This window comes from Polaromonas sp. P1_A2, assembly GCF_056406895.1.
Map to the genome: position 1 here is coordinate 22270 of NZ_JBFTZI010000006.1, position 26163 is coordinate 48432.

The 26163-nt window shown below is 63.8% G+C and carries 21 protein-coding genes; 14 read left to right on the forward strand and 7 right to left on the reverse strand.

Annotated features, from left to right (window positions below):
* Positions 1–615: 615 nt before the first annotated feature.
* On the reverse strand, positions 616–1572 hold the full coding sequence (locus tag AC1D09_RS20805; RefSeq protein WP_477662831.1) for a DMT family transporter: 957 nt from the start codon (positions 1570–1572) through the stop codon (positions 616–618).
* Positions 1573–1824: 252 nt separating this feature from the next.
* Between AC1D09_RS20805 and AC1D09_RS20810 the strand changes: the two genes are divergently transcribed.
* The 4 genes from AC1D09_RS20810 to AC1D09_RS20825 are packed head-to-tail and all read left to right on the forward strand — an operon-like array spanning position 1825 to position 7853.
* Complete coding sequence (locus AC1D09_RS20810) at positions 1825–2760, forward strand: LysR family transcriptional regulator (protein ID WP_477662830.1); 936 nt, start codon at positions 1825–1827, stop codon at positions 2758–2760.
* 59 nt (positions 2761–2819) lie between these two features.
* A complete protein-coding gene (locus AC1D09_RS20815; protein WP_477662829.1) occupies positions 2820–5747 on the forward strand; it encodes a DUF2339 domain-containing protein in 2928 nt (975 codons plus the stop codon).
* Positions 5744–7177: a DUF3999 family protein gene (locus AC1D09_RS20820; protein WP_477662828.1), complete on the forward strand. Its 1434-nt coding sequence runs from the start codon at positions 5744–5746 to the stop codon at positions 7175–7177. Before AC1D09_RS20815 ends, AC1D09_RS20820 begins: the two co-directional genes overlap by 4 nt.
* A gap of 19 nt (positions 7178–7196) precedes the next feature.
* Positions 7197–7853, forward strand: a complete 657-nt coding sequence (locus AC1D09_RS20825) for an FABP family protein (RefSeq protein WP_477662827.1) — start codon at positions 7197–7199, stop codon at positions 7851–7853.
* Here the strand turns inward: AC1D09_RS20825 and AC1D09_RS20830 are convergent.
* Complete coding sequence (locus tag AC1D09_RS20830; RefSeq protein ID WP_477662826.1) at positions 7850–8335, reverse strand: Lrp/AsnC family transcriptional regulator; 486 nt, start codon at positions 8333–8335, stop codon at positions 7850–7852. The two genes, AC1D09_RS20825 and AC1D09_RS20830, sit on opposite strands and share 4 nt — an antisense overlap.
* A gap of 133 nt (positions 8336–8468) precedes the next feature.
* Between AC1D09_RS20830 and glmS the strand changes: the two genes are divergently transcribed.
* Entirely contained in the window at positions 8469–10319 is a 1851-nt protein-coding gene (gene glmS / locus AC1D09_RS20835; protein ID WP_477701212.1) for a glutamine--fructose-6-phosphate transaminase (isomerizing), read from the forward strand.
* Positions 10320–10474: 155 nt separating this feature from the next.
* Here the strand turns inward: glmS and AC1D09_RS20840 are convergent, their stop codons facing one another.
* The 4 genes from AC1D09_RS20840 to AC1D09_RS20855 all read right to left on the reverse strand — a co-directional run bounded on the left by AC1D09_RS20840 (position 10475) and on the right by AC1D09_RS20855 (position 16289).
* Complete coding sequence (locus AC1D09_RS20840; RefSeq protein ID WP_477662824.1) at positions 10475–11302, reverse strand: oxidoreductase; 828 nt, start codon at positions 11300–11302, stop codon at positions 10475–10477.
* Positions 11303–11425: 123 nt separating this feature from the next.
* On the reverse strand, positions 11426–14500 hold the full coding sequence (locus tag AC1D09_RS20845) for an efflux RND transporter permease subunit (protein WP_477701213.1): 3075 nt from the start codon (positions 14498–14500) through the stop codon (positions 11426–11428).
* Positions 14497–15597, reverse strand: coding sequence for an efflux RND transporter periplasmic adaptor subunit (locus AC1D09_RS20850; protein ID WP_477662822.1), 1101 nt, complete (start codon positions 15595–15597; stop codon positions 14497–14499). The genes AC1D09_RS20845 and AC1D09_RS20850 overlap by 4 nt, the downstream gene beginning before the upstream one ends.
* 74 nt (positions 15598–15671) lie before the next feature.
* Positions 15672–16289 carry a TetR/AcrR family transcriptional regulator gene (locus AC1D09_RS20855; protein WP_477662821.1) on the reverse strand — a complete coding sequence of 206 codons (618 nt, stop codon included), beginning with the start codon at positions 16287–16289 and terminating at the stop codon, positions 15672–15674.
* A 99-nt stretch (positions 16290–16388) separates the two neighbouring features.
* Between AC1D09_RS20855 and AC1D09_RS20860 the strand changes: the two genes are divergently transcribed.
* The gene (locus AC1D09_RS20860; RefSeq protein WP_477662820.1) at positions 16389–17846 is read left to right on the forward strand and encodes an efflux transporter outer membrane subunit; all 1458 of its coding nucleotides are present in this window, start codon (positions 16389–16391) and stop codon (positions 17844–17846) included.
* 6 nt (positions 17847–17852) lie between these two features.
* The gene (locus AC1D09_RS20865) at positions 17853–18521 is read left to right on the forward strand and encodes a TetR/AcrR family transcriptional regulator (RefSeq protein WP_477662819.1); all 669 of its coding nucleotides are present in this window, start codon (positions 17853–17855) and stop codon (positions 18519–18521) included.
* Between the two features lie 389 nt (positions 18522–18910).
* On the opposite strand, the gene AC1D09_RS20870 is transcribed toward AC1D09_RS20865, so the two are convergent.
* Positions 18911–19816: a LysR family transcriptional regulator gene (locus tag AC1D09_RS20870; protein ID WP_477662818.1), complete on the reverse strand. Its 906-nt coding sequence runs from the start codon at positions 19814–19816 to the stop codon at positions 18911–18913.
* 158 nt (positions 19817–19974) lie between these two features.
* Here AC1D09_RS20870 and AC1D09_RS20875 point away from each other — a divergent pair, with 158 nt between their 5' ends.
* From AC1D09_RS20875 to AC1D09_RS20905, 7 genes are all read left to right on the forward strand, one after another.
* Positions 19975–20958: a 2Fe-2S iron-sulfur cluster-binding protein gene (locus AC1D09_RS20875; RefSeq protein WP_477662817.1), complete on the forward strand. Its 984-nt coding sequence runs from the start codon at positions 19975–19977 to the stop codon at positions 20956–20958.
* A gap of 37 nt (positions 20959–20995) precedes the next feature.
* Positions 20996–22045, forward strand: coding sequence for a gentisate 1,2-dioxygenase (gene gtdA, locus AC1D09_RS20880; protein ID WP_477701214.1), 1050 nt, complete (start codon positions 20996–20998; stop codon positions 22043–22045).
* Between the two features lie 33 nt (positions 22046–22078).
* Positions 22079–22774 (forward strand): fumarylacetoacetate hydrolase family protein, encoded by a 696-nt coding sequence (locus tag AC1D09_RS20885; RefSeq protein WP_477662815.1) that lies wholly within the window; start codon positions 22079–22081, stop codon positions 22772–22774.
* Between the two features lie 39 nt (positions 22775–22813).
* Positions 22814–24103 (forward strand): aromatic ring-hydroxylating dioxygenase subunit alpha, encoded by a 1290-nt coding sequence (locus tag AC1D09_RS20890; protein WP_477662814.1) that lies wholly within the window; start codon positions 22814–22816, stop codon positions 24101–24103.
* Entirely contained in the window at positions 24100–24588 is a 489-nt protein-coding gene (locus tag AC1D09_RS20895) for an aromatic-ring-hydroxylating dioxygenase subunit beta (protein WP_477662813.1), read from the forward strand. Before AC1D09_RS20890 ends, AC1D09_RS20895 begins: the two co-directional genes overlap by 4 nt.
* 3 nt (positions 24589–24591) lie before the next feature.
* Complete coding sequence (locus AC1D09_RS20900; protein WP_477662812.1) at positions 24592–24912, forward strand: non-heme iron oxygenase ferredoxin subunit; 321 nt, start codon at positions 24592–24594, stop codon at positions 24910–24912.
* Between the two features lie 65 nt (positions 24913–24977).
* Positions 24978–26162: an ABC transporter substrate-binding protein gene (locus AC1D09_RS20905; protein ID WP_477662811.1), complete on the forward strand. Its 1185-nt coding sequence runs from the start codon at positions 24978–24980 to the stop codon at positions 26160–26162.
* The last annotated feature ends 1 nt before the right edge of the window (position 26163 follow it).

Below are 26163 nucleotides of genomic sequence, written 5' to 3' on the forward strand. Positions count from 1 at the left end.
ACTCACTTTTCTTTGCTTCGCCAAAGAAAAGTAAGCAAAAGAAAGGCGACCCTGGTTGCTGCGTCCCCTTCGCTGCGCTACGGGGCAACCTGCGGTGTTCGGTCCAGACGGGGTCAAAAACAACTCGCTTCGCTCAAACAAGTTTTTGCCCTGATCCGTCTGGCCCTGCGCTCCTCGGCGCATCCACAAGGGGGTGGAGACAGAAATACCAAACAGCCGAAGACAAAATCCCGAATACCTGAAGAAACAAGGACACGCCATGGCGTGTCCTTGTTTGTATTTGTCTTCTTGGTATTTCGGTATTCGGTTCCCGATTGCCCCGTCCTGGCTGGGCCGAGGAGCGCAGAGGCAAGCGGATCAGGGCTCGCGATTGTCTGAGCGAAGCGCAGCGTAGCGAGTTCGAGCGAGACCCCGCTTGACTCGAGCACCGCAGGTTGCCCGCAGCGAAGCGGAGGGACCCAGACTGCGGGTCGCCTTTTCTTTGCCTACTTTTCTTTTGGCGAAGCAAAAGAAAGTAGGTCGCCCGCCGGGGCGAGACCCGGCCAGCAGAACTAAGAAGAGGGAAGAGAGGAAGAGGGGGAAGAGCGCGCTCGCCGAAGCAAGACTCGGCAAACCCTACTTCACGCGATTCACCAAAAACACCCCAAAAATCGCCAACCCCCCACCAGCCAGCAGGCTGACGCTCAGGGGCTCACCGAGAATGAGCCACCCCAACAACACCCCAAACACCGGCACCAGGTTGTTGAACACCACCGTGCGTGCAGCACCCAACTGCCGCAGGCCTTCGTAGTACCAGACAAAAGCCACGGCCGTGCCGAGCACGCCGAGAAAAGCCAGGCCGGCCCAGACTTCCGGTGTGAACGATGCGGCGTGCACCTGGTGGATGTCACGCAGGGCCAGCAGGCCTAAAAACAGCGTGCCCCAGATCGCCGCCCACAGCGTGGCCAGCACCGGCGACAGGCCTTGCAGCAGCTTGCGGCCGACCAGGGTGTAGACGGCCCAGGCGCAGACGGCGCCGAACATCGCGAGTTCGCCCTTGCCCAGCGACTGCACGAGTTGCGAGAGGTCGCCGCGCGTCACCACCACCCACACGCCCAGCAGCGCCAGGGCCACGCCCAGCCAGCGCGTGGCCGAGAGCCGGTCGCCCAACAACGCGGCGGCAATCAGCAAGGTGACCACCGGATTGAGCGCAATGATCAGCGAGGTGCGCCCGGCCGGCAGCACCGACAGCGCGGTGAAGAACAGCAGGTTGTAGGCAAAGATGCCGGTTGCACCCAGCGCCATGGTGCCCAGCAGCTGGCGCCGCGTGATGCGCGTGATGGCGCGCAGGCCTTCGGTGAAATGCAGCGTCGCCAGCAAGGCCAGGGTGGCGAACACAAAGCGGATAAAACCCGCGGTGGCCGGCGGCAGGTGGGCCGAGATCACGCGCCCTGCGATAAAGGTGCCGCCCCAGAGAATCGGCACGCAGGTCAGGCGCAAATACAGGCTCCAGAGCTTGCCGTTTGCGAGTGTGGGCGAAGCCGGTGCGGTGGAAGCGGTGGGCAGGGTGGCGGAGGGGGAGGCGGTGGTCATGGGTGGGGAAGCGGGTACTGGGGGTGGGTATTTGGTGGAAAGCGGCGAATCGGGTAAATTGATGTATGAGATTAATTGTTAAATTGCTCACTATCAAATGAGCATTTACTCATCTTCGAGCCTGTGCATCTACGGCATCCACCTTTGTCTTGTTGACTCTCGTTGAGTCTTTGTTGAGTCCTTGTTGAGTGTCCGTAGCTGGTTCTGATCTTCTTTTTTATCCCGCACACCGTCTTGTATTTTTGAAACACCATGACCCTGGCCCAACTCGAAGTACTCATCACCCTGGACGAATGCCGCAGCTTCTCGCGCGCGGCCATGCGCCTGGGCACCACCCAGTCGGCCGTCAGCCATGCGCTGCGTGCGCTGGAGACCGAATTCGGCGTCAAGCTGGCGCTGCGCGATGCCTCCGGCGTGTCCATGACCGACGCCGGCGAGCGCCTGCTGCTGCGCGCCCGCGAGATGACGGCCCTGGCCGCCACCATGGCGCAGGAGCTGGGCGACGCAAAAGAACTCAAGACCGGCACGCTGCGCATAGGCTCTTTCGGCCCGACCTCCACCGTCAACCTGCTGCCGCCGCTGCTGGCCGCCTTCAAGCAGGCCCACCCCGGCGCGCAGGTGCGCATCGAGGAGGAAAGCGATGAGGTCATTGACGAGTGGCTGCTGCAAAAGCGCGTGGAGCTGGGTTTTGTTGTGGTGCCCGACGAGCGTTTTGAAGTGCTGCCGCTGGTGCAGGACGAGTTTGTCGCCATCCTGCCCGCCGGCCATGCGCTGGCCGCGCACCCGGCCGTGCCCGTCAGCGCGCTCAACGGCCTGGACTTTGTACTGACCGAAGCCGGCTGCGGCCCGGTCATCGTGCCCATCCTGCAGAAAAACATCACCCTGCCCAAGGTGCTTTACCACTTCACCCAGATCATCTCCATCCTGCAGTTTGTGCAGCGGGGCCTGGCGGTCTCGGTCGCCGCGCGCCTGGCGCTGCCCGATGCGCCCGAGGGTGTGGTCTACCGGCCGCTGCTGCCCGCGCAGCCGCGCACCGTGGGCCTGGCCTGCCTGGACGTGGCCAAACTCTCGCCGCTGGCGCGGGCCTTCTGGGAGACCGCGCGCGAGCGGGCACGTGCACAGGCCGGGCCCAAGCCGGCCCCTGCCGGCAAAGCCCGGGCCCTTCGCGACGCCCCGGTCGGCGTCTGAGGCGCGCCGACCCCATCAAGTACTATCAGCCCCATCCATAAAAGGGGAGGGGTTGGGCCATGATCATCTGGAGCATTGTGTGGGGCGCCATCCTGGGCTGGTTCTGGCCGGGTTATGGCGATGCCGGCGTTTTCCTGGGCGCTTTCCTCGGCTTTTTTGCCGGCCTGTCGCTGCGCTGGGCCGTGCGGGCCGAAGTGCACGCCGCCTGGAAAAAAGCGCCGCAGCCGGCCGCACCCGCTGCGCGCCAGGCTTCGGCCGTGCCCCCGAGTATTGAAGAAGCCCACGCACCGGCGGCCTCGGTGCCGCAGCCTGTTCCCGTTCCCCCGCCACCGGCCAGCGCCGCCGACAACGAAGCAGCACAGGCGCCGGACCTCGCCCCCAATGGCTTGCCGCGCGCGCAAGCCGCCGCAGCGCCCGCCGTCCCCACCATCGCTGCACGGCCCGCCTACAAACCGGCCGAACCCAACGCTGTGGAACTGGCCCTGCTCGCCGCCAAAAACTGGTTCCTGGGCGGCAACACCATTGTTCGCGTGGGCCTGGTCATCCTGTTCATAGGCCTGTCATTCCTCGCGCGTTATGCCGCCTCGGCCGGGCTGTTCCCGGTGGAGCTGCGCCTGGCGGCCATAGGCGCGGCGGCCATCGCGCTGCTGGCCGTGGGCTTTCGCAAGCGCCACGACAAGCCCGGCTTCGCGCTCGCGCTGCAGGGCGCCGGCGTGGCGGTGATGTACCTCACCGTCTTCGCGGCTTTCCGCCTCTACGGCCTGCTGGAGCCGCTGCCGGCGTTCGCGCTGATGATCATCGTCTGCGGCCTGAGCTGCGCGCTGGCGCTGCTGCAGGATTCGCGCGCGCTCGCGGTGGCGGCCTTTGCCGGCGGCTTTGCCGCGCCGCTGCTGCTGTCGACCGGGCAGGGCAGCCATGTGGGCCTCTTCAGCTACTACACGGTGCTCAACCTGGCCATCCTGTTCATCGCCTACAAGCGCTCCTGGCGCGTCCTCAACGTGGTCGGCTTTGTCGCCACCTTCGGCGTGGCCACGGCCTGGGGTGTGCTCAAGTACGCGCCCGCGCACTACGCCAGCGCGCAGCCCTTTCTCATCGGCTTTGTATTGATCTACCTGTTCACCGCCATCCTGTATGCGCGCAACACGCCGACCCGCCTGGGCAACGCGGTCGACACCATGCTGGTGTTCGGCACGCCGCTGGCGGGCTTCGGCCTGCAGGCCGGGCTGGTGCGCGGCATGGAGCTGGGCACGGCCTTCTCGGCGCTGGGCTTTGCCGCGCTGTACCTGCTGGCGGCCATGCTGCTGGCGCGGCGCGCGCTGGCCGGCTACCGCCTGCTGATTGAATGTTTCATCGCCGTGGGCGTGGGCTTTGCCACGCTGGCCGTGCCGCTGGCGCTCGATGCCCAATGGACCTCGGCCGTCTGGGCACTCGAGGGCGCGGGCGCCTTCTGGGTCGGCATGCGCCAGGCGCGCTGGATGGCGCGCGCCTTCGGCCTGCTGCTGCAGGGCGTCGCGGCCATGGCCTTCCTCGGCGGGCTCGATGGCGCGGCCGGCGGCCTGGGCCACCATGTGTACGCCATTCCTTTCGGCAACCCGGCTTTTATAGGCGCGATGCTGATTGCCTTGCCCGCGCTGCAGCTGGCCTGGTGGCTGCGCAAGCCCTTACCGCACAGCGAGTCATCCTGGGCCAAGGGCTATGCGGGTGTGGAGGCACAGCTCAGCGTGCCCGTCTACCTCTACGGCTTTTTCTTCTGGTGCCTGGGCTGGCTGCTTGAGATTGCCCGCCGCGTGCCGGCGCTGGAAGCCGACGCCATGCCCCTGCACGTTTTCAGCGAGCGCACCACCGGCCTGCTCATGATGCTGGCCGTGGTCGCCAGCGCGGCCCTGTCCATGCTGCTGGGCCTCAAAAAACAATGGCCGGTCGCGACCTGGCCCGCGCGCGTCAGCGTCGCCGTGCTGGCGCTGGGCTACCTGGCGCAGACCGGCGAAGGCTACCGCGTGCTGGCCACGCCGGCCTGGGCCGTCTGGCCGGTGGTGCTGGTGCTGCACTACTGGATGCTGCGGCAGACCGACCGCCTGGCGCAGGCCCCCATCTCGCCCGGCGGCGAGGGCCGCGCATCGCCTTTCGGCTTTCTGCATGCGGCCGGCGCCTGGCTGGTCACGGTGCTGCTGGCCGATTGCCTGTGGTCGGGCATAGGCAAGGCCGAACTCTGGCGCACCTCCTGGGCCGGCGTGGTGCTGCTGGTCAGCGCCATCGCGGTGCTCATGCTGCTGGCCACCTGGGCCGGCAAGGCCAACCGGCAGGCGCAGCGCCAGGGCTTCGCCTGGCCGCTCAATCCGCATGCGCAGGCCTACTACTGGCTGGCGGCCCTGCCGCTGGTGGTGCTGGTCTTCTGGGGCACGCTGCTTGCTGCCGTGCACTCCTCGGGCCACACCGCGCCCCTGCCTTACATCCCGCTGCTCAACCCCACCGACCTCACGCTGGCGCTCGCGCTGGGTGCGCTGGTGTTCTGGCGCCGCGTGCTGGTCACGGCCGCGCCGCCGCCGGCCGGCGCGGGCTGGGCCACGGGCCGCAATGCGCTGGTGGCCCTGGCCCTGCTGGTGTTCATCGCGGTCAACACCGTCTGGCTGCGCGTCGCCCACCACTTCTTCGGCGTGCGCTGGGATGCCGACGCGCTGTTCGAAAGTTTTGTGGTGCAGACGGGCTATGCGATTTTGTGGACCCTGCTGGCGCTGACCCTGATGGTGCTGGCGCACCGCCGCGTGCAGCGGCCGCTGTGGCTGGTGGGCGCGGGCCTGCTGGGCCTGGTGGTGCTCAAGCTGCTGCTCATTGATTTGTCCAACGCCGGCGGCGCTGAACGCATCATCGCTTTCATCGTGGTCGGTGTGCTGATGCTGGTGGTCGGCTACTTCGCGCCGCTGCCGCCCAAGGCGCAGCCGGTCGCGGCGCCGGATGCCCAAGATATGAAAGAAGAGGCCCTGCCATGAAGACATACCCATACGCCCGCCTGCTGGCGCTCACCTGCTCGGCGGGGCTGGCCATGCCGCTGCTGGCGGCCGATCCGTCCGACGCCGGCAACGCAAAGTCCTATGCCATCCGCATTCCCGTCGCGCCGGCCGACGCCCCGCTGCAGCGCCTGTTGTTGCCGGCCGAGGCGCTGGTGCGGCTGCAAAACGCGGCTTATGCCGACCTGCGCCTTTTCAACGCCGCCGGCCAGCCCGTGCCCATGGCGCTGGCCAGCGTCCCGACGCAGACCTCCACGCAGGAGCACAGCGTCAAGCTGCCCGCCTATCCTATCCTGGGCGCGGAGTCCGCTGCCGCTGCCGGGCTGGAAGGCCTGTCGCTGCGCATCGAAGAGCGCCAGGGCAAACGTGTGGTGCAACTGAACACGGGCGGTACCACCACCGCCGCGGCCGGGCCGCAAAAAGTGCTGGGCGCGCTGATCGATGTACGCAAGCTCAGCGAGCCCGCGGCCGGCATGACGCTGGACGCCGACCTGCCTGTCGGCCAGCCCGTCAGCTTCAATGTGCAGGCCAGCAAGGACCTCAAAAGCTGGCGTTCGCTGGCCGGCACCGTGCTCTACCGCGCCGATGCCTCGGCCTCCGCGGCCAGCCTGGGCGACTCTCGCCTGGACCTGGCCATGGCCGAGCTCAAGGACCACTACCTGCGCATCAGCTGGGGCACCGCCGCCGTCACCGTGCGCGGCGCCACGCTGCTCACCTCGCAAAGCACCGCCGTGCGCCAGCGCGTCAGCGCGAGCATGGCCGCACCCGCACTCACCAACGCGCACGAGCTGGCGTTTACGCTGCCCTTTGCCACGCCGGTGGCCGCGCTCAAAATCACGCCGCAGGGCAGCAATGTGCTGGTGCCGATCCGCGTGCTGGGCCGCAATAACCGCGAGCAGCCCTGGGCCCTGCTGGCCACCATGGTGGTGTATCGCCTGGGCACGGCCGGCAAGGAGCAGGCCAGCGGCCCGGTGGAGATAGGAGGCGCCTCGGTGCGCGAAGTGAAGATAGAAGCCGACGCCAAGACGCCGGGCTTTGCCGCCGCGCCCGAGATCAGCCTGCAGTTCGAGCCCGCGCAAGTCGTGTTCCTGGCCAGCGGCCAGGGCCCGTTCACGCTGGCCGCCGGGCTGGCGGGCCCGGCCGGTGCCGCGGGCGCTTTCCTGCCCATGGCCAGCCTGATCCCGAACTACCAGCCCTCGCAGGAAAACACGCTGCCCCTGGCGCGGGCCGATGTGTCCAAGGCCGAGGCCAGCGGCGGCGCAGTACTCGCCGGCCCGCTGGTGGCCGCCGCGCCGCCAGCCGAGGGCCTGCCCACGCGCAGCCTGGTGCTCTGGGGCATCCTGCTGCTGGGCGTGCTGGCCCTGGCCGGCATGGCCTGGGGCCTGCTCAAACAAACCAAAAAGACCGCCTGACCTTGCCCGGACATTCACGATGAGTAACGACACCTTCCCCAAAGACATCTACACCGAACCCGAGGTCGACCCCGACACCCTGGCCAACCTGGGTCCGCTGCGCGCCATGGCCGGCATCTGGGAGGGCGCGCGCGGCGCCGACGTCAAACCCGTGGCCACAGGCACCAAGACGCAAGCGTATATAGAGCGCTACGAACTGCACCCGATAGACGCGCAAACCAACGGCCCGCAGGCGCTCTACGGCCTGCGGTATCACACCTTCATCCACAAGCCCGGCTTTACCAAGACTTACCACGACCAGGTCGGCTACTGGCTGTGGGAGCCGGCCACCAGCACCGTGTATCACACGCTCGCGATTCCGCGCGGCCAAGTGGCCATGGCCAGCGGCAAGGTCGCCGCCGATGCGACGCAGTTCGAGCTGGTCTCCGAGCGCGGCAGCCTGACCAATGGCATCGTCTCCAACCCCTTTATCGAACACGCCTTCACCACGCTGGCCTGGCGCATTGCCGTCACGCTCAATGCCGACGGCAGCTGGTCCTACTTCCAGACCACGGTGCTGCAGATAGAGGGCCGCGACCAGCCCTTTGACCACACCGACCGCAATACCCTGGTCAAGGTCGGCGAGCCCGCGCTCAATCCCAAGGCGCTGGCGAAGCAGCAGGGCACTACGGCTTAAGGCGCCAGCAACACCCGCGGCGCAAACTTCGCGCGCCGGGTGCTGAAGAAGGCCTTCACATTGCGCACATTCGCATCGCTGGTAAACAGCCGCTGCGCCAGCGCGAGGTAGCGCGGCATGTCGGCCACGTGCACCACCAGCATGAAGTCCGGACCCGGCGAGACGCGGTAGCACTGCTGCACGGCCTCGTCCAGCACCACGCGCGCCTCAAAGGCCTCTTGCTGCTCGGCGCCTTGCCGCTCCAGTGTGATTTCCACGAGTGCTGTGAGTCCGTGGCCCGTGATCGCAGCCAGCTTGTCGACATTGAGCAGCGCCACATCGCGCTCCACCAGCCCGGCATCGCGCAGGCGCTTGACGCGGCGCAAGCAGGTGGGCGGCGAGATATGCACCCGCTCGGCCAGGGCCTGGTTGCTCAGCGAGGCGTCGGTTTGCAGGCTGTCCAGCAGCTTGAGGTCTGTCTCATCGAGTGTTATTTGTTCCATCATTGAACTTTAAATGGAATTAAATTCAATCAGTAAAGAAATATGAAATTAAATTCCATAAATAGATAAAAATCAATCACATAACAAAATCTCAAGCACGTAGCATCCACACATCGTTCTTCAGGAGACCCTCATGTGCGGCATTGTTGCTTCCGTTTCGACCCGAAATATCGTTCCCATCCTGGTGCAGGGTTTGCAGCGCCTCGAATACCGCGGTTATGACTCCTGCGGCGTCGCCGTTTATGCCGACGGCCTCAAGCGCGCGCGCAGCACCTCACGCGTCGCCGAACTGCAGGAGCAAGTGAGCGCCGACAAACTCGAAGGCGGCACCGGCATTGCCCACACCCGCTGGGCCACCCACGGCGCGCCCGAGGTGCACAACGCCCACCCGCACTTCAGCCACGGCAGCGGCGCCGCATCACAAACCAAACCCGGCAAGGTCGCGCTGGTGCACAACGGCATCATCGAAAACTACGAAGAGCTGCGCACCGGCCTGAAGGCCAAGGGTTATGCCTTTGAAAGCCAGACCGACACCGAAGTCATCGTCCACCTGATGGACAGCCTGTATGACGGCGATTTGTTCGAAGCCCTCAAGGCCACCGTCGCGCAACTGCACGGCGCGTATGCAATTGCCGCCTTCTGCAAGGACGAACCACACCGCGTCGTCGGCGCGCGCGCCGGCTCGCCGCTGATCCTGGGCGTGGGCAAGGACAAGAGCGAGAACTTCCTGGCCAGCGACGCCATGGCCCTGGCCGGCGTGACCGACCAGATCGTCTACCTCGAAGAGGGCGACATGGTCGACATCCAGCTCGGCAAATACTGGATCGTCGGCAAGGACGGCAAGCCCGCGCAGCGCGAAGTCAAGACCGTGCAGGCCCACAGCGGTGCCGCCGAGCTCGGCCCCTACCGCCACTACATGCAAAAAGAAATTTTTGAGCAGCCGCGCGCGATTGCCGACACGCTCGAAGGCGTGGAAGGCATAGTGCCCGAGCTCTTCGGCGACCAGGCTTTCCGCGTCTTCAAGGACATCGATTCCGTCCTCATCCTGGCCTGCGGCACCAGCTACTACAGCGGCTGCGCCGCCAAGTACTGGCTTGAATCCATCGCCGGCATCCCCACCCAGGTCGAAGTCGCCAGCGAATACCGCTACCGCACCTCGGTGCCCAACCCCAAGACCCTGGTCGTCACCATCACCCAGAGCGGCGAGACCGCCGACACCCTGGCCGCGCTGCGCCACGCGCAAAGCCTGGGCATGACGCAGACTTTGACCATCTGCAACGTATCCACCTCGGCCATGGTGCGCGAATGCAAGCTCGCCTACATCACACGCGCCGGCGTCGAGATCGGCGTCGCCTCCACCAAAGCCTTCACCACCCAGCTCGCGGGCCTCTTTTTGCTCACGCTGGCCCTGGCCCAAAGCAAAGGCAAGCTCAGCGAGGAAGAAGAAGCCGGCCACCTCAAAGCCATGCGCCACCTGCCCGCCGCCCTGCAAGCCGTGCTGGCCCTGGAGCCGCAAGTCATCAGCTGGGCCGAGGACTTCGCCAAAATGGAAAACGCGCTCTTCCTGGGCCGCGGCCTGCACTACCCCATCGCCCTCGAAGGCGCGCTCAAGCTCAAGGAAATCAGCTACATCCACGCCGAGGCCTACCCGGCCGGTGAACTCAAACACGGCCCCCTGGCCCTGGTCACCAGCGAGATGCCCGTGGTGACGGTGGCCCCCAACGACACCCTGCTCGAAAAACTCAAAAGCAATATGCAGGAAGTCCGCGCCCGCGGCGGCGTCCTCTACGTGCTGGCCGACGCAGACAGCCACATCGAAAGCGGCGAAGGCCTGCACGTGATCCGCATGCCCGAACACTACGGCGCGCTCAGCCCGCTGCTGCATGTGGTGCCGCTGCAGTTGCTGGCGTATCACACCGCTGTGGCGCGGGGGACGGATGTGGACAAGCCTCGCAATCTTGCAAAGAGCGTGACCGTCGAATGACGGTCACGGTGCGCGTAGCGCACTGCGAGGCTTGGTGGACGCTCACTTCGCGCAGCGAAGTTACGCGGCCACACAAACCCTCTTCCCCGCAACTTGGCAAAGTCTGTGACCGTCGCCTCTAACACGTACGTTTGCTCATCACCGGACACCTCGGTCTAGACGGGCAAGCGCAGTTGCTTGCGCAAGCTCTTGTCGAACGCGGACCGCGGCACGAAACGACGCAGCAGGCTCACTTGTCTGGCGAAGCCGCCCGCGGTGTACCGGCTGCCCGGCTTCGCCGTGGTAGCCGCTTTCAAAACAGCCTTTGCGACCACCTCCGGCGAGTCGGCGGTCAGCATCACCTCGCGCGTCACGGTTTCCGCATTCGAACGCGCGGACGCGTAATCGCCCAACGGCTGATCGGCCCGGATCAAATTGCTTTCGAACGATGTGCGCGTGTAGGCGGGTTCCACGAGCACCACCCTGACGCCAAAGTCCCGAACCTCGTGGTCCAGCGATTCCGAGTAGCCTTCCAAAGCGTGCTTGCTCGCCCCATACAGAGCGAAGTAGGGGGCCGGGATAAATCCCTGCACGGAGCTGATATTGACGATGCGGCCCGACCGCTGCCGGCGCATCACCGGGAGGACGGCCTTGACGGTTCGAATGACGCCGAACAGGTTGACATCGAAGAGTGCTTTCGCCTGTTCGATCGATGATTCCTCAGCCGCGCCAATAAGGCCGACCCCGGCATTGTTGACCAGCAAGTCGATGCGCCCGGCTTTCGCGAGGACCTCCGCGATCGCGGCCCCGACCGAGTCATCGCTGGTCACGTCACAAGCCACATGTTCCACGCCCGGGGTTGGTCGAGTCGGCGCCTTGCGAGAGGTGCCGAACACACGGTATCCGGCCTGTGCCAGCGCCCGTGCGGTCGCCTCTCCGATACCGCCCGATGCTCCAGTAATGACTGCTACGGGACTTGGGTGCTGCTTTTGCAGTATGTCCATTCCATGCTCCTGTGTTGAGAAAAAATTCAGGTGGCCGTAATCACGGCGCACACTGACAAACTTCGAATCCGTTCGGTCGATGGGTTTGTAGCCCACCGCGCCGGTTAATGTTGAGGAAGAGCATCAGCGCGGATCAGCCAGCGTTGCCGGGCGGATCTTGAACCAGATGGAATACATGGCAGGCAGGAACACAAGCGTCATGATCGTTCCCGCCAGGGTGCCGCCGATCAGGGTGTAGGCAAGGGTTCCCCAGAACACCGAATGGGTCAGCGGCATGAACGCAAAGATTGCCGCCAGCGCAGTCAGGATCACAGGCCGGGCGCGCTGCACGGTCGCCTCCACGACGGCCCGGAACGGATCCAGCCCCGCCTGTTCGTTGTGATGAATTTGCCCGATCAGAATCAGCGTGTTGCGCATCAAAATACCGGACAGCGCAATCAACCCCACCAGCGCATTGATGCCGAACGGCTGCTGGAACAGCAGCAGCGTAGGTACCACGCCAATCAGCCCTAATGGACTGGTCAGGAAGACCATCACCATCGCGGAGATCGAACGCACTTGCAAGATGATGATCAGCAAGGTGATCGCCAGCATGATCGGAAAGAGCGGCAGCATGGCTTTCGTCGCCTTGCCTGATTCTTCAATGGAGCCGGCCTCGTCGATGCGATAGCCGCCTGGCAGCTTGTCCATGATGGGGCGGAGCTGGCGGGTAATGCTTGCCGACACGTCCGGCGGCTGCAAGCCATCGGCAATATCGCCTCGCACCGTAATCGTTGGCATGCGGTCGCGTCGGCGTATGACGGGTTCTTCCATGCGCACCTCCACCTGGCCGATCTGTGACAGCGGAATGCGTTGGCCGTTGGCTCCGGCCAGCGTGAAGTCGCCGATTCTTGCCGGGTCGAGCCGGATAGTGCCAGCTGACCGGACGACCACTTGCACCGTCCGAATGTCTTCGCGCACCGCAGTCACCGGCACGCCGGTCAACAGGAATTGCAGTTGCTGCGCCACGGCGCTGGAGGTCAACCCGACCGCCTGCAGCCGGTCTTGCTGCAAGTTGAAGTGCAGAGTGGGTGTACGGGTGCCCCAGTCGGAGTTCACCGTTCGCATCATCGGGCTGGCTGTCATGACCTGCTGTACTTCGGCTGCAATATCGCGCAGCTTTTCCGGGTCCGGGCCAGTGACACGGTAGGCCACCGGGAACGGCGAATACGGGCCGAATACCAGCTGGGTGACGCGTACGCGGGCCTCCGGGGCCAGGCCGTCGGCGATTGCCTGGCGCAGCCGGTTTTTCAATGCGTCGCGCTCGTCCTGGCTGTCTGTGCGGACCACGATCTTGGCAAACGATGGATCGGGAAGCTCAGGCCCCACCGAAAAGAAGAAGCGCGGCGCGCCCTGGCCGATGTAGGCGGTGACGATCCTGGCTTCTTCCTGTTTGGCCAACCAGGCCTCTACCTTCGCCGTGGCGGTACTGGTCTGCGAGATCGACGTGCCATAGGGCATCTGCACCTCGACCAGCACTTCAGGCCGGTCGGAGATCGGGAAGAACTGCTTTTTGACCACTGCCATGCCGAGCACGGAGATGACAAAAAGCCCGATCACTGAACCTGCAACCAGCCACTTGCGTGCGATGACGCGCGTAAGCACCTGGCGGAAGCGGTTATAGCGTGGCGTGTTGTACATCGCGTCATGCCCGCCTTCCACCTTTTTAAGGTCGGGCAGCAGCTTGACGCCCAGATAGGGGGTAAAGACCACGGCGACCACCCAGGACGCGATCAACGCGATGCCGACGATCCAGAACATATTGCTCGTGTATTCGCCCGCGGTGGATGGTGCAAAGCCGTTGGGCATAAAGCCGACGGCCGTGACCAGCGTGCCCGAGAGCATGGGTGCCGCGGTATGGCTCCATGCGTAGGCGGAGGCTGCGGTGCGGCTGTAGCCCTCTTCCATCTTCACCACCATCATTTCGATGGCGATGATGGCGTCATCCACCAGCAGGCCCAGCGCCAGAATCAGCGAGCCCAGCGTGATGCGGTCGAAATTCTTGCCGGTGGCAAGCATCACCATGAAGACAGCCGCCAGCGTCAACGGCACGGCCGCGGCGACAACCACACCGACGCGCCAGCCCATGCTCACGAAACACACCACCATGACCACCAGCAGCGCGGCAAAAAACTTGACCATGAATTCGTCGACCGACGAACTGATGTTGACGGCCTGGTCCGTGACCTTGGTCAGACCCAGGCCCAGCGGCTGCTCGGCGTTGATCGCGCCCACTTCGCCGTCCAGTGCCTTGCCCAGATCGAGTCCGTTCCAGCCGTCTCGCATGACGACGCCCAGCAGCAGGGCCGGTTCACCACCGTTGCGGACCAGGAAAGTCGCAGGATCTTCGTAGCCGCGCTTGACGGTGGCAACGTCCGACAGCTTCAAGGTGCGGCCTTGCGCCGTGACCGGCGTGTCGCGAATCTTTTGCAGCGCATCAAAGGAGCCGTCCAGGCGGATGAACACCTGCGGTCCCTTGGTTTCGACAGAGCCAGCCGGCGTCAGGGCATTCTGGCCATTCAGCGCCGCGAACACGTCTTGCGGGCTGACGCCCAGCGTTGCCAGGCGTTCATGGGAGAACTCGACATAGACACGCTCGGGCTGCTCGCCGACGATGTTGACCTTCTTCACGCCGGGCACATGCAGCAGCCGCTGGCGCAGCGTTTCCGCGTCACGTACCAGCAAGCGCTGTGATTCGCCCTTGGCCTTGAGCGCGTACAGGGCAAAGGTGACATCCGAGTATTCGTCATTGACCATCGGCCCGATCACGCCAGGCGGGAGGTTGCCGGCCTCGTCGCTGATCTTCTTGCGGGCCTGGTAGAACTCCTTTTCCACCTCCGCGGGGGGGGTGCTGTCGAGCAGGGTCAGGGTTGTGAAGGCCAGGCCCGGCCTGGTGAAGGTCTCGGTGCGGTCATACCAGCGCAGTTCCTGCAAGCGCTTTTCGAGCTTTTCGGTGACCTGGTTTTGCATTTCCTGCGGCGTGGCCCCAGGCCAGGCGGTGATGATGGTCATCACCTTGATGGTGAACGAGGGGTCTTCTGCCCGCCCCAGTTTGAAGAAGGAAACGAGACCGGCCAGAGAGATCAGGCAGATCAGGAACAGGGTGATGGAGCGCTCGCGCACAGCGAGCGCCGAGAGGTTGAAGCGGCCTTCACTCATGGCTTTTTCGCGGGAACCGCGCCTTGCGCTGCCACACGGATTGGCTGGCCTTCGCGCAGCAGATGCGCACCGAGCGCCACGATGCGATCGCCCTGCTTGAGTTGGCCGGTGATGCGCGCGCCTTCGTCATCCAGGCGCTGCACCTCGACCGGCTTCCAGGAAACCTTGGCCGGTTCACCGCTGATGACCCACACCCCCGGCCCCTTGCCTGCGTCGAAGAGGGCGCCAATCGGCACCTGCAAACCGCCTTGCGCGGAACGGCCGTCTGGGATCTGAATAGTGACTGTGGCGCCTATGGGCGCGTTGGCCAGTTCGCCCTCCAGCACATACCGTGCTTCGAAGGTGCGGGTCAGGCGGTCTGCAGAATCCGAGAGCAAGCGGAGCTTTGCCGGAACGCTCACGCCTTCTTTGCCGAACAGCGTGGCTTGGCCGGCCGATCCCAGAGTGGGCCGGAGTGTTTCCGGCAACTGGATGACGGCCTCGCGGCGTCCGGCATGGGCGACGCGAATCACAGCCTGCCCGGGGTTGACAACCTGGCCGGGCTCGGCCAGCGTCTCCGTGACGACGCCGTCGGCATCCGCCACCAATTCCGCATAACGGCTCGCGTTGCGGGCAACTTCGGCCTGGGCCTCGCTTGCGTTGAGCTGGGCTTTGGCGGCGTCCGCCGCAGCCTTGACCTGGTCGTAGGCCGAAGCCGCTATCGCGCCGGTTCCGCGCAGATCGCGGTAGCGGGCTTCATCTTCGGCCGTCTGCAGTGCCCGCGCCCGGGCCGCGCCAACTGCTTCCAGCTGGGCGTGCGCCGCGAGTTTCAGGTCGACCGGGTCGATGCGCATGAGCGTTTGCCCGCGCCGGACCGTTTGTCCCGCATCGACAAGCCGTTCAATCACCTTGCCGGAGACGCGAAAGCCCAGATCGCTTTGCACCCGGGCAGAGACGGTGCCGGTGAAGTTGCGTAACCCGGAGCCTGCGGCTTGAACTGGGGCCTCGCGAACCAGCAAGGCCTCGGTGCGCGGGTCAGACGGCGCCTTTTCGCCGCAGGCGACTAGCGCAAAGGACAGCCCGGCGATGCCGGCGGAGAAAAGAAGGTGACGGACCATGGGAATTCCATAACGAATTAATTGGAATTCCAATTTTGGTACTAGTGACCAAAATAGTCAAGAGTCACATAAATTCAAGGAGACAAGCTGCGGAGCGCCAATCCAGACAACAGGACGGGTGCCTCATCCGTAAACGCAATACTGTGGGGTAGGAGCAACGGGTTTATGTAGGGCCGCATCACCAGATAAATGGCCAGGGCGGCCTCATCGATCGGCGTCTTCCGTTCGAAATCCCCCGTTTGCCGGCCTTCCTGCAAGATCTCCTGAAGTATTTTCTGGATGTGCTCCTCGTAGGTCAGCACGGTTTGCCAGCGCTCTGTGGCCGCAGACGTGGCAATCTCATAGAGCTTGCGATCCATGGAGAACAGGCGAAGGCTGGCCTCGGTAATCGTCTTGAACATTCGCCGTAACTTCTCGGGCGGGGCGTCGGTTTCACTAATCGCTTGCCTCACCTCGTTTTCGATCTGCTGCAGGCAGGACGCGCAAATCATCTCGCCAATGGCCTGCTTGGATGCGAAGAACTTGTAGATGTATGCCTTGGAAAAGCCGATGGCTTTGGCCAGGTCCGAAACGGTGGTCTTTTCGTAGCCATACCGGCTGAAGTGTTCGGCCGCGGCGGCGACGATTTGATCTCGCACGTCGTGATCGACTGGACCGCGTTCCGAAACGGGGTAGGTGGATGCTTTGCTCATTGCCCTAGCTTAACGCCAAGCAAAAAAAACTACAACAAGTGACCATAATGTAATATAGTCACTATACTTTGTTAGTTTTTAGACCCGGGAGAAGACCCTATGTTGCTCAAATCCGCGATTTCCATGGCGCTGGTTGCCAGCCTGACGGCAGGCTGCGCGGTCGGTCCCGACTACGTCCGCCCGGAGACGCCCATGCCAAATCAGTTTATGGGCAAGGCCGCAGTAGACCGGCGGCAAACCGCTGCGAATGCCGATCTGGTCACCTGGTGGAGCGGTTTTGGCGACCCAAAACTGACCCGATTCATCACGCTAGCGCTGGAGCAGAACCTCGACCTCGCGCAGGCGGTCGCTCGCGTTGCGCAGGCGCGTGCGGGAGTGGGCGCGGCAAATGCCGCATTGCTGCCATCAGGAAACATCAACGGCCAGGCCGCCAGGGCCTATCAGTCGGTTGAAACACCACTCGGCCGGGTCCTGAACTCCACGCCCAATTTCAATCGCCTTGGTAATGCTTACGAAACCAATCTTGGCGCGAGCTGGGAACTCGACATCTTTGGTGGTCTGCGTCGTGGACGCGAAGCGGCGCTTGCCGACTTCCAGGCCACCGAGGCTGGCGCATCCGCCACACGACTCGCCATAGCGGCGCAGACTGCCGACATCTATATCGGTATCCGAGGGCTACAAGCTCGTCTGGCCATTGCGCGGCGGCAAGTTCAAACCCAGCAGGAACTGCTCTCAATTCTTAACCTCCTCCATGGCAAGGGCCTGGCTGCCGAACTTCAGGTTCACCAGGCAGAAGGCGCACTCGCAGAGGTCCGGTCTTCGGTGCCCGTCCTGGAAGCGGGGCTTGCCGCTGCCATGAATGCACTGGATGTGATGGTCGGAGCAACACCCGGCACATTCCGGGCTGAACTGTCCGAGCCTGCTGCCATCCCGGATGCTCCCGCACTTGCTGCCACAGGGGCGCCGGGTGAGTTGCTCAGGCGCCGGCCAGATTTGATTGCAGCGGAGCGCCGCCTCGCGGCTTCAAATGCGCGCATAGGCGCTTCCATCGCAGAGTATTACCCCAAGTTTTCCCTGAGCGGTCTGATCGGTAGTGCTACGTCCGTGTCCGCTGGCAACCTGTTCACCAGCGGCGCCGGTCAAGCCGCAGGTGTGCTGGGCCTGCGCTGGCGTCTGTTTGATTTTGGCCGCATCAACGCTCAGATCGACCTGGCCAAGGGACAAGAAGCAGAGATGCTGGCTGCGTATCGGCTTGCCGTGCTGCGAGCAACCGAGGACGTGGAAAACGCCTTTTCGGGTCTGGTCAAGCGCGAGGAGCAGGCCGCTGTACTTGCGCAAGGGGTGGACTCTCTCGGCCGCGCACGAGCAGCTTCGTTTGCGGCGTATCAAAAAGGGGTCCTGAGCCTGATCGAAGTCCTGCAGGCCGACGAAAACCTGCTGCGCGCCTCCGATGCGCGAGCGCAGGCGCAAACCGAATCCGCACGCGCCGCGGTTGCGGCGTTTAAAGCACTCGGAGGCGGTTGGCAGCCCCAGGAATCCACGGTAGCAGTTAGGTAACAAGCAATGCCGAGCGCGCCCACGGCATCGCCGCCCCGCAGCACCTACCGCCACGGCGACCTGCGGCGTGCCCTGCTGGATGCGGGCGTGGAGCTGGCCCGCGCCGGCGGGCCTGAAGCCGTTGTGCTGCGCGAAGCCACCCGGCGCGCGGGCGTGGCACCCAATGCGGCGTATCGGCATTTCGGCAGCCGCCAGGCTTTGCTCTATGCGGTTCGCTCCGTCGCGCTCGCGGCCATGGCCCGTGCCATGGAGGTCGAGCTCGCTGCGATACCGCAGGATTTGCCGCCCGCCGAACTTGCCCGCGCCAACCTCCGCGCGGTTGGTACCAGCTACCTGCGTTTTGCGCAGGCGGAGAGCGGGCTGTTCCGCACGGCGTTTGGCGTCTCGGATGACCTGAAAGAAGGAGCCCAGGGCGCGCCGGCGAACACTGAGCGCAAAGGGCAAAGCGGCCTCGACCCCTTTGAACTGCTGGGCGCCGCGCTCGACAAGCTTGTGAGTGCCGGCGTGTTGCCGCCAGAGCGCCGTCCCGGCGCCGAATTCCTGGCCTGGTCGGCGGTGCATGGGCTGGCCATGTTGGTCGTAGACGGGCCGCTGGGCCCGATCCTCGGCCCGCAGATGCAGCAGATCGGCGAGCGTCTGGTGCACATGGTGGAAAAGGGCCTGTGCGGGGAGTAGGCGCAAGGCGGGTTCACAACTGCCGCCGTGCTCAGGGGCTTACAACCAGATGTCTCGAGTTGTACCTGCCCAGGATATGGATGCGCTGCGTGTTACAAGTCCCGACAGACGCTATTCCGCGGCAGTAATATTTGCGCTAGCTTCGACGGGCTTTCGACAGCCTCTTAGAACTTTCCGCAACTCATGCTCTCCTGGGTGAAAGCCCGACAGAGGTTATTCCCACGGAACAAGCGCACTGCGGGGTTTGGTGGACGCTCACTTCGCGCAGCGAAGTTACGCGGCCACACAAGCCTCTCCCCTCGCACTCTTGCAAAGAGCGTGACTGTCGAATGACGGTCACGGTGCGCGCAAGCGCACTGCGAGGCTTGGCGGAGCACGCATTTCGCGGATCAACGGTCCGAATGCGTCTCGAAGACAAGTGATCTGAGCCACTGGTTTGCCGGGTCCTTGTGGTACTTGGCGTGCCAAAAAAGATTGATGGCGATTTGTGGCAACTTGACGGGATGGTTGACGTATCTGAGATTGAATGGCGTCGCCATTTTTTCCGCCAGGCGTTCGGGCACTGTGGCCGCCATGTCGGTCGATTGAAGAATATGGCCAATCGCGACGAAATGGGGAACCGTGAGGCGTATGCGTCTTTTTTGTGAACCGCTGTCCAGAATTTCGTCGACTTTCCCGTGTCCGGTTCCCGCGGACGCAATCACGACGTGATCGCTTGCAAAAAAATCCGCTGGAGAAATCTTTCGCTTGTCCAGTGCATGGTTTTTGCGAAACACACAAACGTATTGTTGAGAGAACAGGCGCTGCTGGAAGAATCCGGCCTTCAATTGGGGTAACAGCCCGATCGCCAGATCGACGTGTCCTGCCTCCATGGCATCTTTGAGGTTGACGGTGGTATTGCGCACCGTGCTGATGGAAATCCCGGGCGCCACTTTCTGGATCTTTTCCATCAAGAGCGGCAGGAAGTAGATTTCACCGATGTCGGTCATCCCGACGGTAAAGCTCCGTTTGCTGCTGGCGGGGTCGAATGAATTCTTGACGTTGATCGCGCCGTGGATCATGCCCAGCGCATAACCTATCGATTCGGCCAACTGGTCCGCAAAGGGCGTGGGCTGCATGCCGCTCGACGTGCGCAGAAAAAGTTCATCCCCAAACAGCTTGCGCAGGCGCGCCAGGGCGTTGCTGACGGCGGGCTGTCCCAGGCCGAGGTTCTCTGCCACCTTGGAGACTTTTCTTTCGGTCAGCAGCTGGTTAAAGATCACCAGCAGGTTCAGGTCTATGTCCTTGAGTTCCATTTGCGGCCCCTGGTGGTAGTGGTACTGATTATTGATTCAAATGATATAGAACATTAACGCCATTGTATTGACTGATTTTGGTGGGTCTCTGATCATGCCCTCATTGCAGCTGCTGGTCCTGATTGCCGCTGCCCACGAGACACACCAGATCAATCACGATGGAAATTTTTGTCCGCCCTCTCCAGCGTACGCTGAGCGTTAGCGCAGGGGTGAACTTGCTGGACGCCCTGCGCGCCAACGACGTGCCGGTGTCCTACAGCTGCCTGGCCGGGCGTTGCGGCACCTGCCGCTGCAAGCTCGTCGAAGGGCAAGCGCTCGCCTCGGGCGGGGCAGCGCAGCGGCCGGTGGCGGATGGCGACCCGTACGTATTGGCCTGCCAGACCTTTCTGACGGAATCCTGCATTGTCGAGATCCCCGAGCCTGACGAGGTCGTTGTCCATACGGCAAAAATCGTCAAGGCCACCGTCGTTGCGGTGGAAGACCAGACCCACGACATCAAACGCCTGCGGCTGAAACCGGCCAAGCCCATCGAGTTCTCACCAGGGCAGTACGCCCAGCTTCAGTTCACGCCCGAGCACATCCGGCCTTATTCCATGGCGGGCCTGTGCGCCGACGGCGAGCTGGAGTTCCACGTGCGCCTGGTCGCCGAGGGCCGTGTTACGGGCTACATCGCCAATACGCTGAAGGTCGGCGACGCGGTGCGCGTCAGCGGTCCGCTGGGTTCGGCCTACCTGCGCCGCAAGCATGAAGGGCCGATGCTCTGCGTGGCCGGCGGTACAGGCCTGGCGCCGATTCTGTCCATCATCCGCGGCGTCATTGCCGAAGGCATGCGCAACAGCATCCACCTGTATTTCGGCGTTCGTTCCGAACGCGACGTCTATGGCCGCGAGTGGCTGGCGGAGCTTCAGCGCCAGCATCCGCAACTGAAGGTGCACCTCGTGCTTGCGTCCGGCCAGGCGCCCGGCTGCCGCACCGGCCTGGTCACCGAAGCCATCGCCCAGGACTGGCCGGGGCTTGAGGGCTTCCGTGCCTATCTCTGCGGTGCGCCCCCCATGGTTGAGGCCACCAGCCTGCTGGTGCGCCAGATGGGCGTGCTGCCCGAACAAATCTATGCCGATGCGTTTTATGCCAGCGGCACTTGAGCGACCAGACCGATCAGACCGAACAACAGGAACCCCCATGAACAGCAGAAATACCGACCTTGATTCCCAGCTGAGCCGCAAAGCCTATTACGACCGCATCGGCGTCGACAACATGACGCCCTTATGGGAAGTGCTGGGCGCGCTGGTGCCGCACTCGCCGAAGTCGCCGGCGGTCGCGCATCTGTGGAAATACGCCGACGTGCGCCAACGGGTCATGGAAGCGGGCACGCTGATCAGCGCGGCTGAGGCTGAACGCCGCGTGCTGATTCTGGAAAACCCCGGGCTGCGCGGCCAATCCTGCATCACACAGTCGCTGTATGCCGGCCTGCAGCTCATCATGCCGGGGGAAGTGGCGCCGGCGCACCGCCACACCCAGTCCGCGCTGCGGCTGGTGCTGGACGGTGAAGGCGCCTACACGGCGGTCGATGGCGAACGCACGACCATGCGCCGCGGCGACTTCATCATCACACCGGCCTGGACCTGGCACGACCACGGCAACCCGGGTGACCAGCCGGTGGTGTGGCTCGACGGACTGGACATTCCCATCGTGCGCTTCCTCGATGCGGGATTTGCCGAGAAAAGCGACAGCAACTACCAGGCCGTCGTCCGGCCGGAAGGCGATGCGCTGGCGCGCTATGGCGCCAACATGGTGCCGGTCGATTTTTACCAGCAGCCCGCCGAGCCGACCAAAGTGTTTGTCTATCCCTGGGAGCGCACGCTGGCATCGTTGAAAGCCATCGCCGCTGGCAGCGAACCTGACGCGCACTTCGGCCACAAGCAGCGTTACGTCAACCCGGCCACCGGCCGCTCGCCCATGCCGACGATGGCGGCGTTCTCCCAGCTGCTTCCCGCAGGCTTTGAGACACGGCCCTACCGCTGCACCGATGGCACGGTGTACGTGTGCCTCAGCGGCCACGCCGAAGCGAGCATTGAAGGCAAGACCGTCCGCCTCGATGAAAACGACGTGATGGTGGTGCCCTCCTGGCACAGCCACCAGTTCCGCGCCGGCCCGGACACCGTGCTCTTCAGCTATTCAGACCGCCCGGTGCAGCAGGCACTCGGCCTGTGGCGCGAACACCGCGCCTGAAAGACTTTCAACTTTTCAACGGAACACCGTCACATGAACTACGCCATCGAACCCGCCGCCACTCCCACGCTCGCCGTCGCAGGCATCCGCGAGCGCTTTCCCGTAAACCGGATCTTTTGCGTGGGCCGCAACTACGCCGCGCATGCGCGCGAGATGGGCAAGGACCCGGATCGCGATCCGCCGTTCTTTTTCATGAAACCGGCCAACGCGGCCGTCGATGCGTCGTCGCCGATCAGCATTCCTTATCCGCCGAAGACAAACAACTTCCACCACGAAATCGAACTCGTCGTCGCCCTCGGCAAGGGCGGCCGCGACATCGCCGCGGCCGATGCGCTGGACCATGTCTACGGCTACGGCGTGGGGCTGGACATGACACGCCGCGACCTGCAGCTCGACGCGCGCGACAAAGGCCGCCCGTGGGAATTCGGCAAGTCTTTCTCGCTGTCGGCCCCCGTCGGCGCGCTGTCACGCGTGGTCGACGGCGGCCATGTCGCGCAAGGCGCCATCAGCGTCACCGTCAACGGCAGCGCGCGTCAATCCTCGGACATCGCCAAGCTGATCTGGTCGGTCCCGGAATGCATTGCCTATCTTTCCGAATATGAAACGCTGGAGCCCGGCGACATCATCATGACCGGGACCCCCGAAGGCGTGAACGCCGTGCTTGCGGGCGATGTCATGCAAGGCGATATCGCGGGCCTGGCGGGCATCACGGTCACGGTGGCCGCCTGAAGCACGGGCGCTGAATAACCGAAGAAAAAGGAGACAGCGATGACCGCATCGACCACCCCAACAACGACCGGATCCACCGGCACCTTTCCCATCAAGATCCATTGGGAATCCGAAGGCACAAGCCGGATTCCCTTCATGGCGTACACCGACCCGGACCAGCACAAAAAAGAGCTTGAACGTTTTTTCTACACCAAACACTGGAACTACGTCGGCCTTGACGCCGAGATCCCCAACGCCGGCGACTTCAAGCGCACGGTGATCGGGGAACGCTCGGTGATCATGGTGCGCGACACCGACGGCGGCGTCAGTGTTGTCGAAAACGTTTGCGCCCACCGCGGCATGCAGTTCTGCCGCGAACGCCATGGCAACAAAAAGGAGTTTGTGTGCCCTTATCACCAGTGGAGCTACACCTTGAAGGGCGACCTGCAGGGCGTGCCGTTCCGGCGCGGCGTGAAGCAGGACGGCAAGGTCAACGGGGGTATGCCGGCGGACTTCAAGACCACCGACCACGGCCTTAACAAGCTGAAGGTCGCCACGCGCGGCGGCGTGGTGTTTGCCAGCTTCGACCACGGCATCGAATCTCTTGAAGACTTTCTTGGACCGGTGATCCTCGGCTATTTCGACCGTCTCTTTGACGGCCGGAAGCTGAAGATCCTGGGCTACAACCGCCAGCGCATCCCGGGCAACTGGAAGCTGATGCAGGAAAACATCAAGGACCCCTACCACCCCGGCCTGTTGCACACCTGGTTTGTCACCTTCGGCCTCTGGCGCGCGGACAACAAGTCCGAACTCAAAATGGATGCCCGCCACCGCCATGCCGCGATGATCTCCACGCGCGGCCAGTCGGGCAAGGCGGACCAGGTCACCCAGGTGTCCAGCTTCAAAGAGAGCATGGAACTCAACGATCCGCGCTTTCTGGACATCGTGCCCGAGCCCTGGTGGGGTGGCCCGACCGCGGTGATGATGACGCTGTTTCCCAGCGTCATCCTGCAGCAGCAGGTCAACAGCGTATCGACGCGCCACATCCAGCCCGACGGCCACGGTTCCTTCGATTTCGTCTGGACGCACTTTGGCTTTGAGGACGACACGCAGGAGATGACGCAGCGCCGGCTGCGCCAGGCCAACCTGTTCGGCCCGGCCGGCTTTGTGTCGGCCGACGACGGCGAGGTGATCGAGTTCTCGCAGCAGGGTTTCGAGCAGAAGCCCTGCCACCGCACCCTGGCCGAACTCGGCGGGCGCACCGTCGAGGACACCGACCACATGGTCACGGAAACATTGATACGCGGCATGTACCGGTACTGGCGCGAAGTGATGGAGGCTGATGTATGACCACCGCCGCCGCCGTCAATTTCGAAGACTATCTGCAAATCTCGCAGCTGTATGCCGATTACGCCCAGGCGGTCGACTCGGGCAACTGGGATTTGTGGCCCGGGTTCTTCACCGAGGACTGCCTCTACAAGCTGATCCCGCGGGAAAACCATGAACGCGGTTTTCCGCTGGCAACCCTGCTTTTTGAAAGCAGGGGCATGCTCAAAGACCGTGTCTATGGCATCCGCGAGACCTTGTTCCATGACCCCTACTACCAGCGCCACGTTGTCGGTGCGCCGCTGATTCGCGCGGCCGGCGGCAATCGCTTTGAGTCGGAAGCCAACTACGCGGTCTTTCGCACCAAGCTGTCACAAGAGTCGACGGTCTTTAACGTCGGCCGCTACATCGACGTGATCGTGCGCACGTCTGAAGGCCTGAAGTTCGCTTCGCGGCTGTGCGTATACGACAGCGAAATGATCCCCAATTCCATCATCTACCCCATCTAAACCATGAGCAACACCAACTGGCTTGACGCCACCGAAGAAGCCGGCGTTCCTGAAGACGACGTGGTCGGCCTGCAGGTCGGCGGCCGCGACATCGCTCTCTACAAGGTCGAGGGCAGTATTTTTGCCACCGACAACATTTGTACCCACGGCCATGCCCGCCTGTGCGACGGCTTTCTTGACGGTTATGAAATTGAATGTCCGCTGCACCAGGGCAAGTTCGACGTGCGCAACGGCCGCGGCACCTGCGCGCCGATCACGCAGGACGTTCGCAGCTACCCCGTGCGCATCGAGGGCGGGCGCGTCTTCGTGCAAATTTCCGACTGAACCCGCACCCTTTCAGCCCTTTCGTCATTCCACCCGACCACACGATAAACAGGAGACAACACACCATGAACCCAGCACCCAAAACGCCTTTTCGCCGCAATGCACTGACCGCTGCGGCCGGGCTCATATTGGCCGGCGCCAGCCAGTTCACCGCCGCCGCCACCATCGGCTTGATGGCACCCTTGTCCGGCCCGCAGGCCATCGTCGGCCAGGACCAGGTCGACGGCTTCATGCTGGCGGTCGAGCAACTGGGCGGCAAGCTCGGCGGCCAGGCCGCCACGGTGCTGAAGGAAGACGACCAGCTCAAGCCTGAGATCGGCAGCCAGATCGTGCGCAAATTCATCGACAAGGACAAGGTCGACGCCATCGTGGGCCTGAGCTTTTCCAATGTGCTGATGGCAAGCCTGCCGCGCATCGTCGAGTCGGGCACCGTGGCCATCGCCACGAATGCCGGCCCGTCGCCGCTGGCCGGCGCGGGTTGCAAGGCCAATGTGTTTTCCGCCGCGTGGCAGAACGACGGCGCCGCCGAAGCCATGGGAAAGCTGGCCCAGGACAAGGGCCTGAAAAAGGTCTACCTGATGGCACCCAACTACCAGGCCGGCAAAGACATGCTGGCCGGCTTCAAGCGCTACTTCAAGGGCCAGGTCGTGGACGAGGTTTACACGCAGGTGAACCAGCCTGACTATTCCGCCGAACTGGCGCAGCTGCAGGCTGCCGCGCCCGATGCGGTGTTTGTGTTCTACCCGGGCGGCATGGGCGTCAACTTCATCAAGCAGATGAGCCAGGCCGGCCTGATGGCCAAAGTGCCGCTGTATTCCGTTTTCACCGTCGATGGCACAACCCTGCCGGGCCTGCGCGACGCGGCCCTTGGCAGCATCAGCGGCGCGATGTGGGACGCGGCGCTTGACACGCCGGAGAACAAAAAGTTCGTTGCAGACTTCGAACGCAAGTACAAACGCACGCCCAGCGCGTACGCGGCGACGGCCTACGACGCGGCCAACATCCTGAATATCGCCCTGGGCAAGGCCAAGGCCGGCGATGCCAAGGCACTCGCCGTGGCGGTCAAGGCGGCCGGCAGCGAGTTCAAGTCGGTGCGCGGCACATTCGCGTTCAACAACAACAACCTGCCGGTGCAGAACTACTACGCGTTCGAAGCCGTCAAGAGCGGCGGCAATGTCGTCGGAAAACTCATCGCCACCCCCTTGCCCAAGCAGTCCGATGCCTACCACGCGCAATGCGCGCTGAAGTGAC

What these genes read in the sequence shown, in the direction of transcription:
- AC1D09_RS20805 (WP_477662831.1), bottom strand. Translation starts at nt 1,572, where the DNA reads ATGACCACCGCCTCCCCCTCCGCCACCCTGCCCACCGCTTCCACCGCA.
- AC1D09_RS20810 (WP_477662830.1), top strand. Translation starts at nt 1,825, where the DNA reads ATGACCCTGGCCCAACTCGAAGTACTCATCACCCTGGACGAATGCCGC.
- AC1D09_RS20815 (WP_477662829.1), top strand. Translation starts at nt 2,820, where the DNA reads ATGATCATCTGGAGCATTGTGTGGGGCGCCATCCTGGGCTGGTTCTGG.
- AC1D09_RS20820 (WP_477662828.1), top strand. Translation starts at nt 5,744, where the DNA reads ATGAAGACATACCCATACGCCCGCCTGCTGGCGCTCACCTGCTCGGCG.
- AC1D09_RS20825 (WP_477662827.1), top strand. Translation starts at nt 7,197, where the DNA reads ATGAGTAACGACACCTTCCCCAAAGACATCTACACCGAACCCGAGGTC.
- AC1D09_RS20830 (WP_477662826.1), bottom strand. Translation starts at nt 8,335, where the DNA reads ATGGAACAAATAACACTCGATGAGACAGACCTCAAGCTGCTGGACAGC.
- glmS (WP_477701212.1), top strand. Translation starts at nt 8,469, where the DNA reads ATGTGCGGCATTGTTGCTTCCGTTTCGACCCGAAATATCGTTCCCATC.
- AC1D09_RS20840 (WP_477662824.1), bottom strand. Translation starts at nt 11,302, where the DNA reads ATGGACATACTGCAAAAGCAGCACCCAAGTCCCGTAGCAGTCATTACT.
- AC1D09_RS20845 (WP_477701213.1), bottom strand. Translation starts at nt 14,500, where the DNA reads ATGAGTGAAGGCCGCTTCAACCTCTCGGCGCTCGCTGTGCGCGAGCGC.
- AC1D09_RS20850 (WP_477662822.1), bottom strand. Translation starts at nt 15,597, where the DNA reads ATGGTCCGTCACCTTCTTTTCTCCGCCGGCATCGCCGGGCTGTCCTTT.
- AC1D09_RS20855 (WP_477662821.1), bottom strand. Translation starts at nt 16,289, where the DNA reads ATGAGCAAAGCATCCACCTACCCCGTTTCGGAACGCGGTCCAGTCGAT.
- AC1D09_RS20860 (WP_477662820.1), top strand. Translation starts at nt 16,389, where the DNA reads ATGTTGCTCAAATCCGCGATTTCCATGGCGCTGGTTGCCAGCCTGACG.
- AC1D09_RS20865 (WP_477662819.1), top strand. Translation starts at nt 17,853, where the DNA reads ATGCCGAGCGCGCCCACGGCATCGCCGCCCCGCAGCACCTACCGCCAC.
- AC1D09_RS20870 (WP_477662818.1), bottom strand. Translation starts at nt 19,816, where the DNA reads ATGGAACTCAAGGACATAGACCTGAACCTGCTGGTGATCTTTAACCAG.
- AC1D09_RS20875 (WP_477662817.1), top strand. Translation starts at nt 19,975, where the DNA reads ATGGAAATTTTTGTCCGCCCTCTCCAGCGTACGCTGAGCGTTAGCGCA.
- gtdA (WP_477701214.1), top strand. Translation starts at nt 20,996, where the DNA reads ATGAACAGCAGAAATACCGACCTTGATTCCCAGCTGAGCCGCAAAGCC.
- AC1D09_RS20885 (WP_477662815.1), top strand. Translation starts at nt 22,079, where the DNA reads ATGAACTACGCCATCGAACCCGCCGCCACTCCCACGCTCGCCGTCGCA.
- AC1D09_RS20890 (WP_477662814.1), top strand. Translation starts at nt 22,814, where the DNA reads ATGACCGCATCGACCACCCCAACAACGACCGGATCCACCGGCACCTTT.
- AC1D09_RS20895 (WP_477662813.1), top strand. Translation starts at nt 24,100, where the DNA reads ATGACCACCGCCGCCGCCGTCAATTTCGAAGACTATCTGCAAATCTCG.
- AC1D09_RS20900 (WP_477662812.1), top strand. Translation starts at nt 24,592, where the DNA reads ATGAGCAACACCAACTGGCTTGACGCCACCGAAGAAGCCGGCGTTCCT.
- AC1D09_RS20905 (WP_477662811.1), top strand. Translation starts at nt 24,978, where the DNA reads ATGAACCCAGCACCCAAAACGCCTTTTCGCCGCAATGCACTGACCGCT.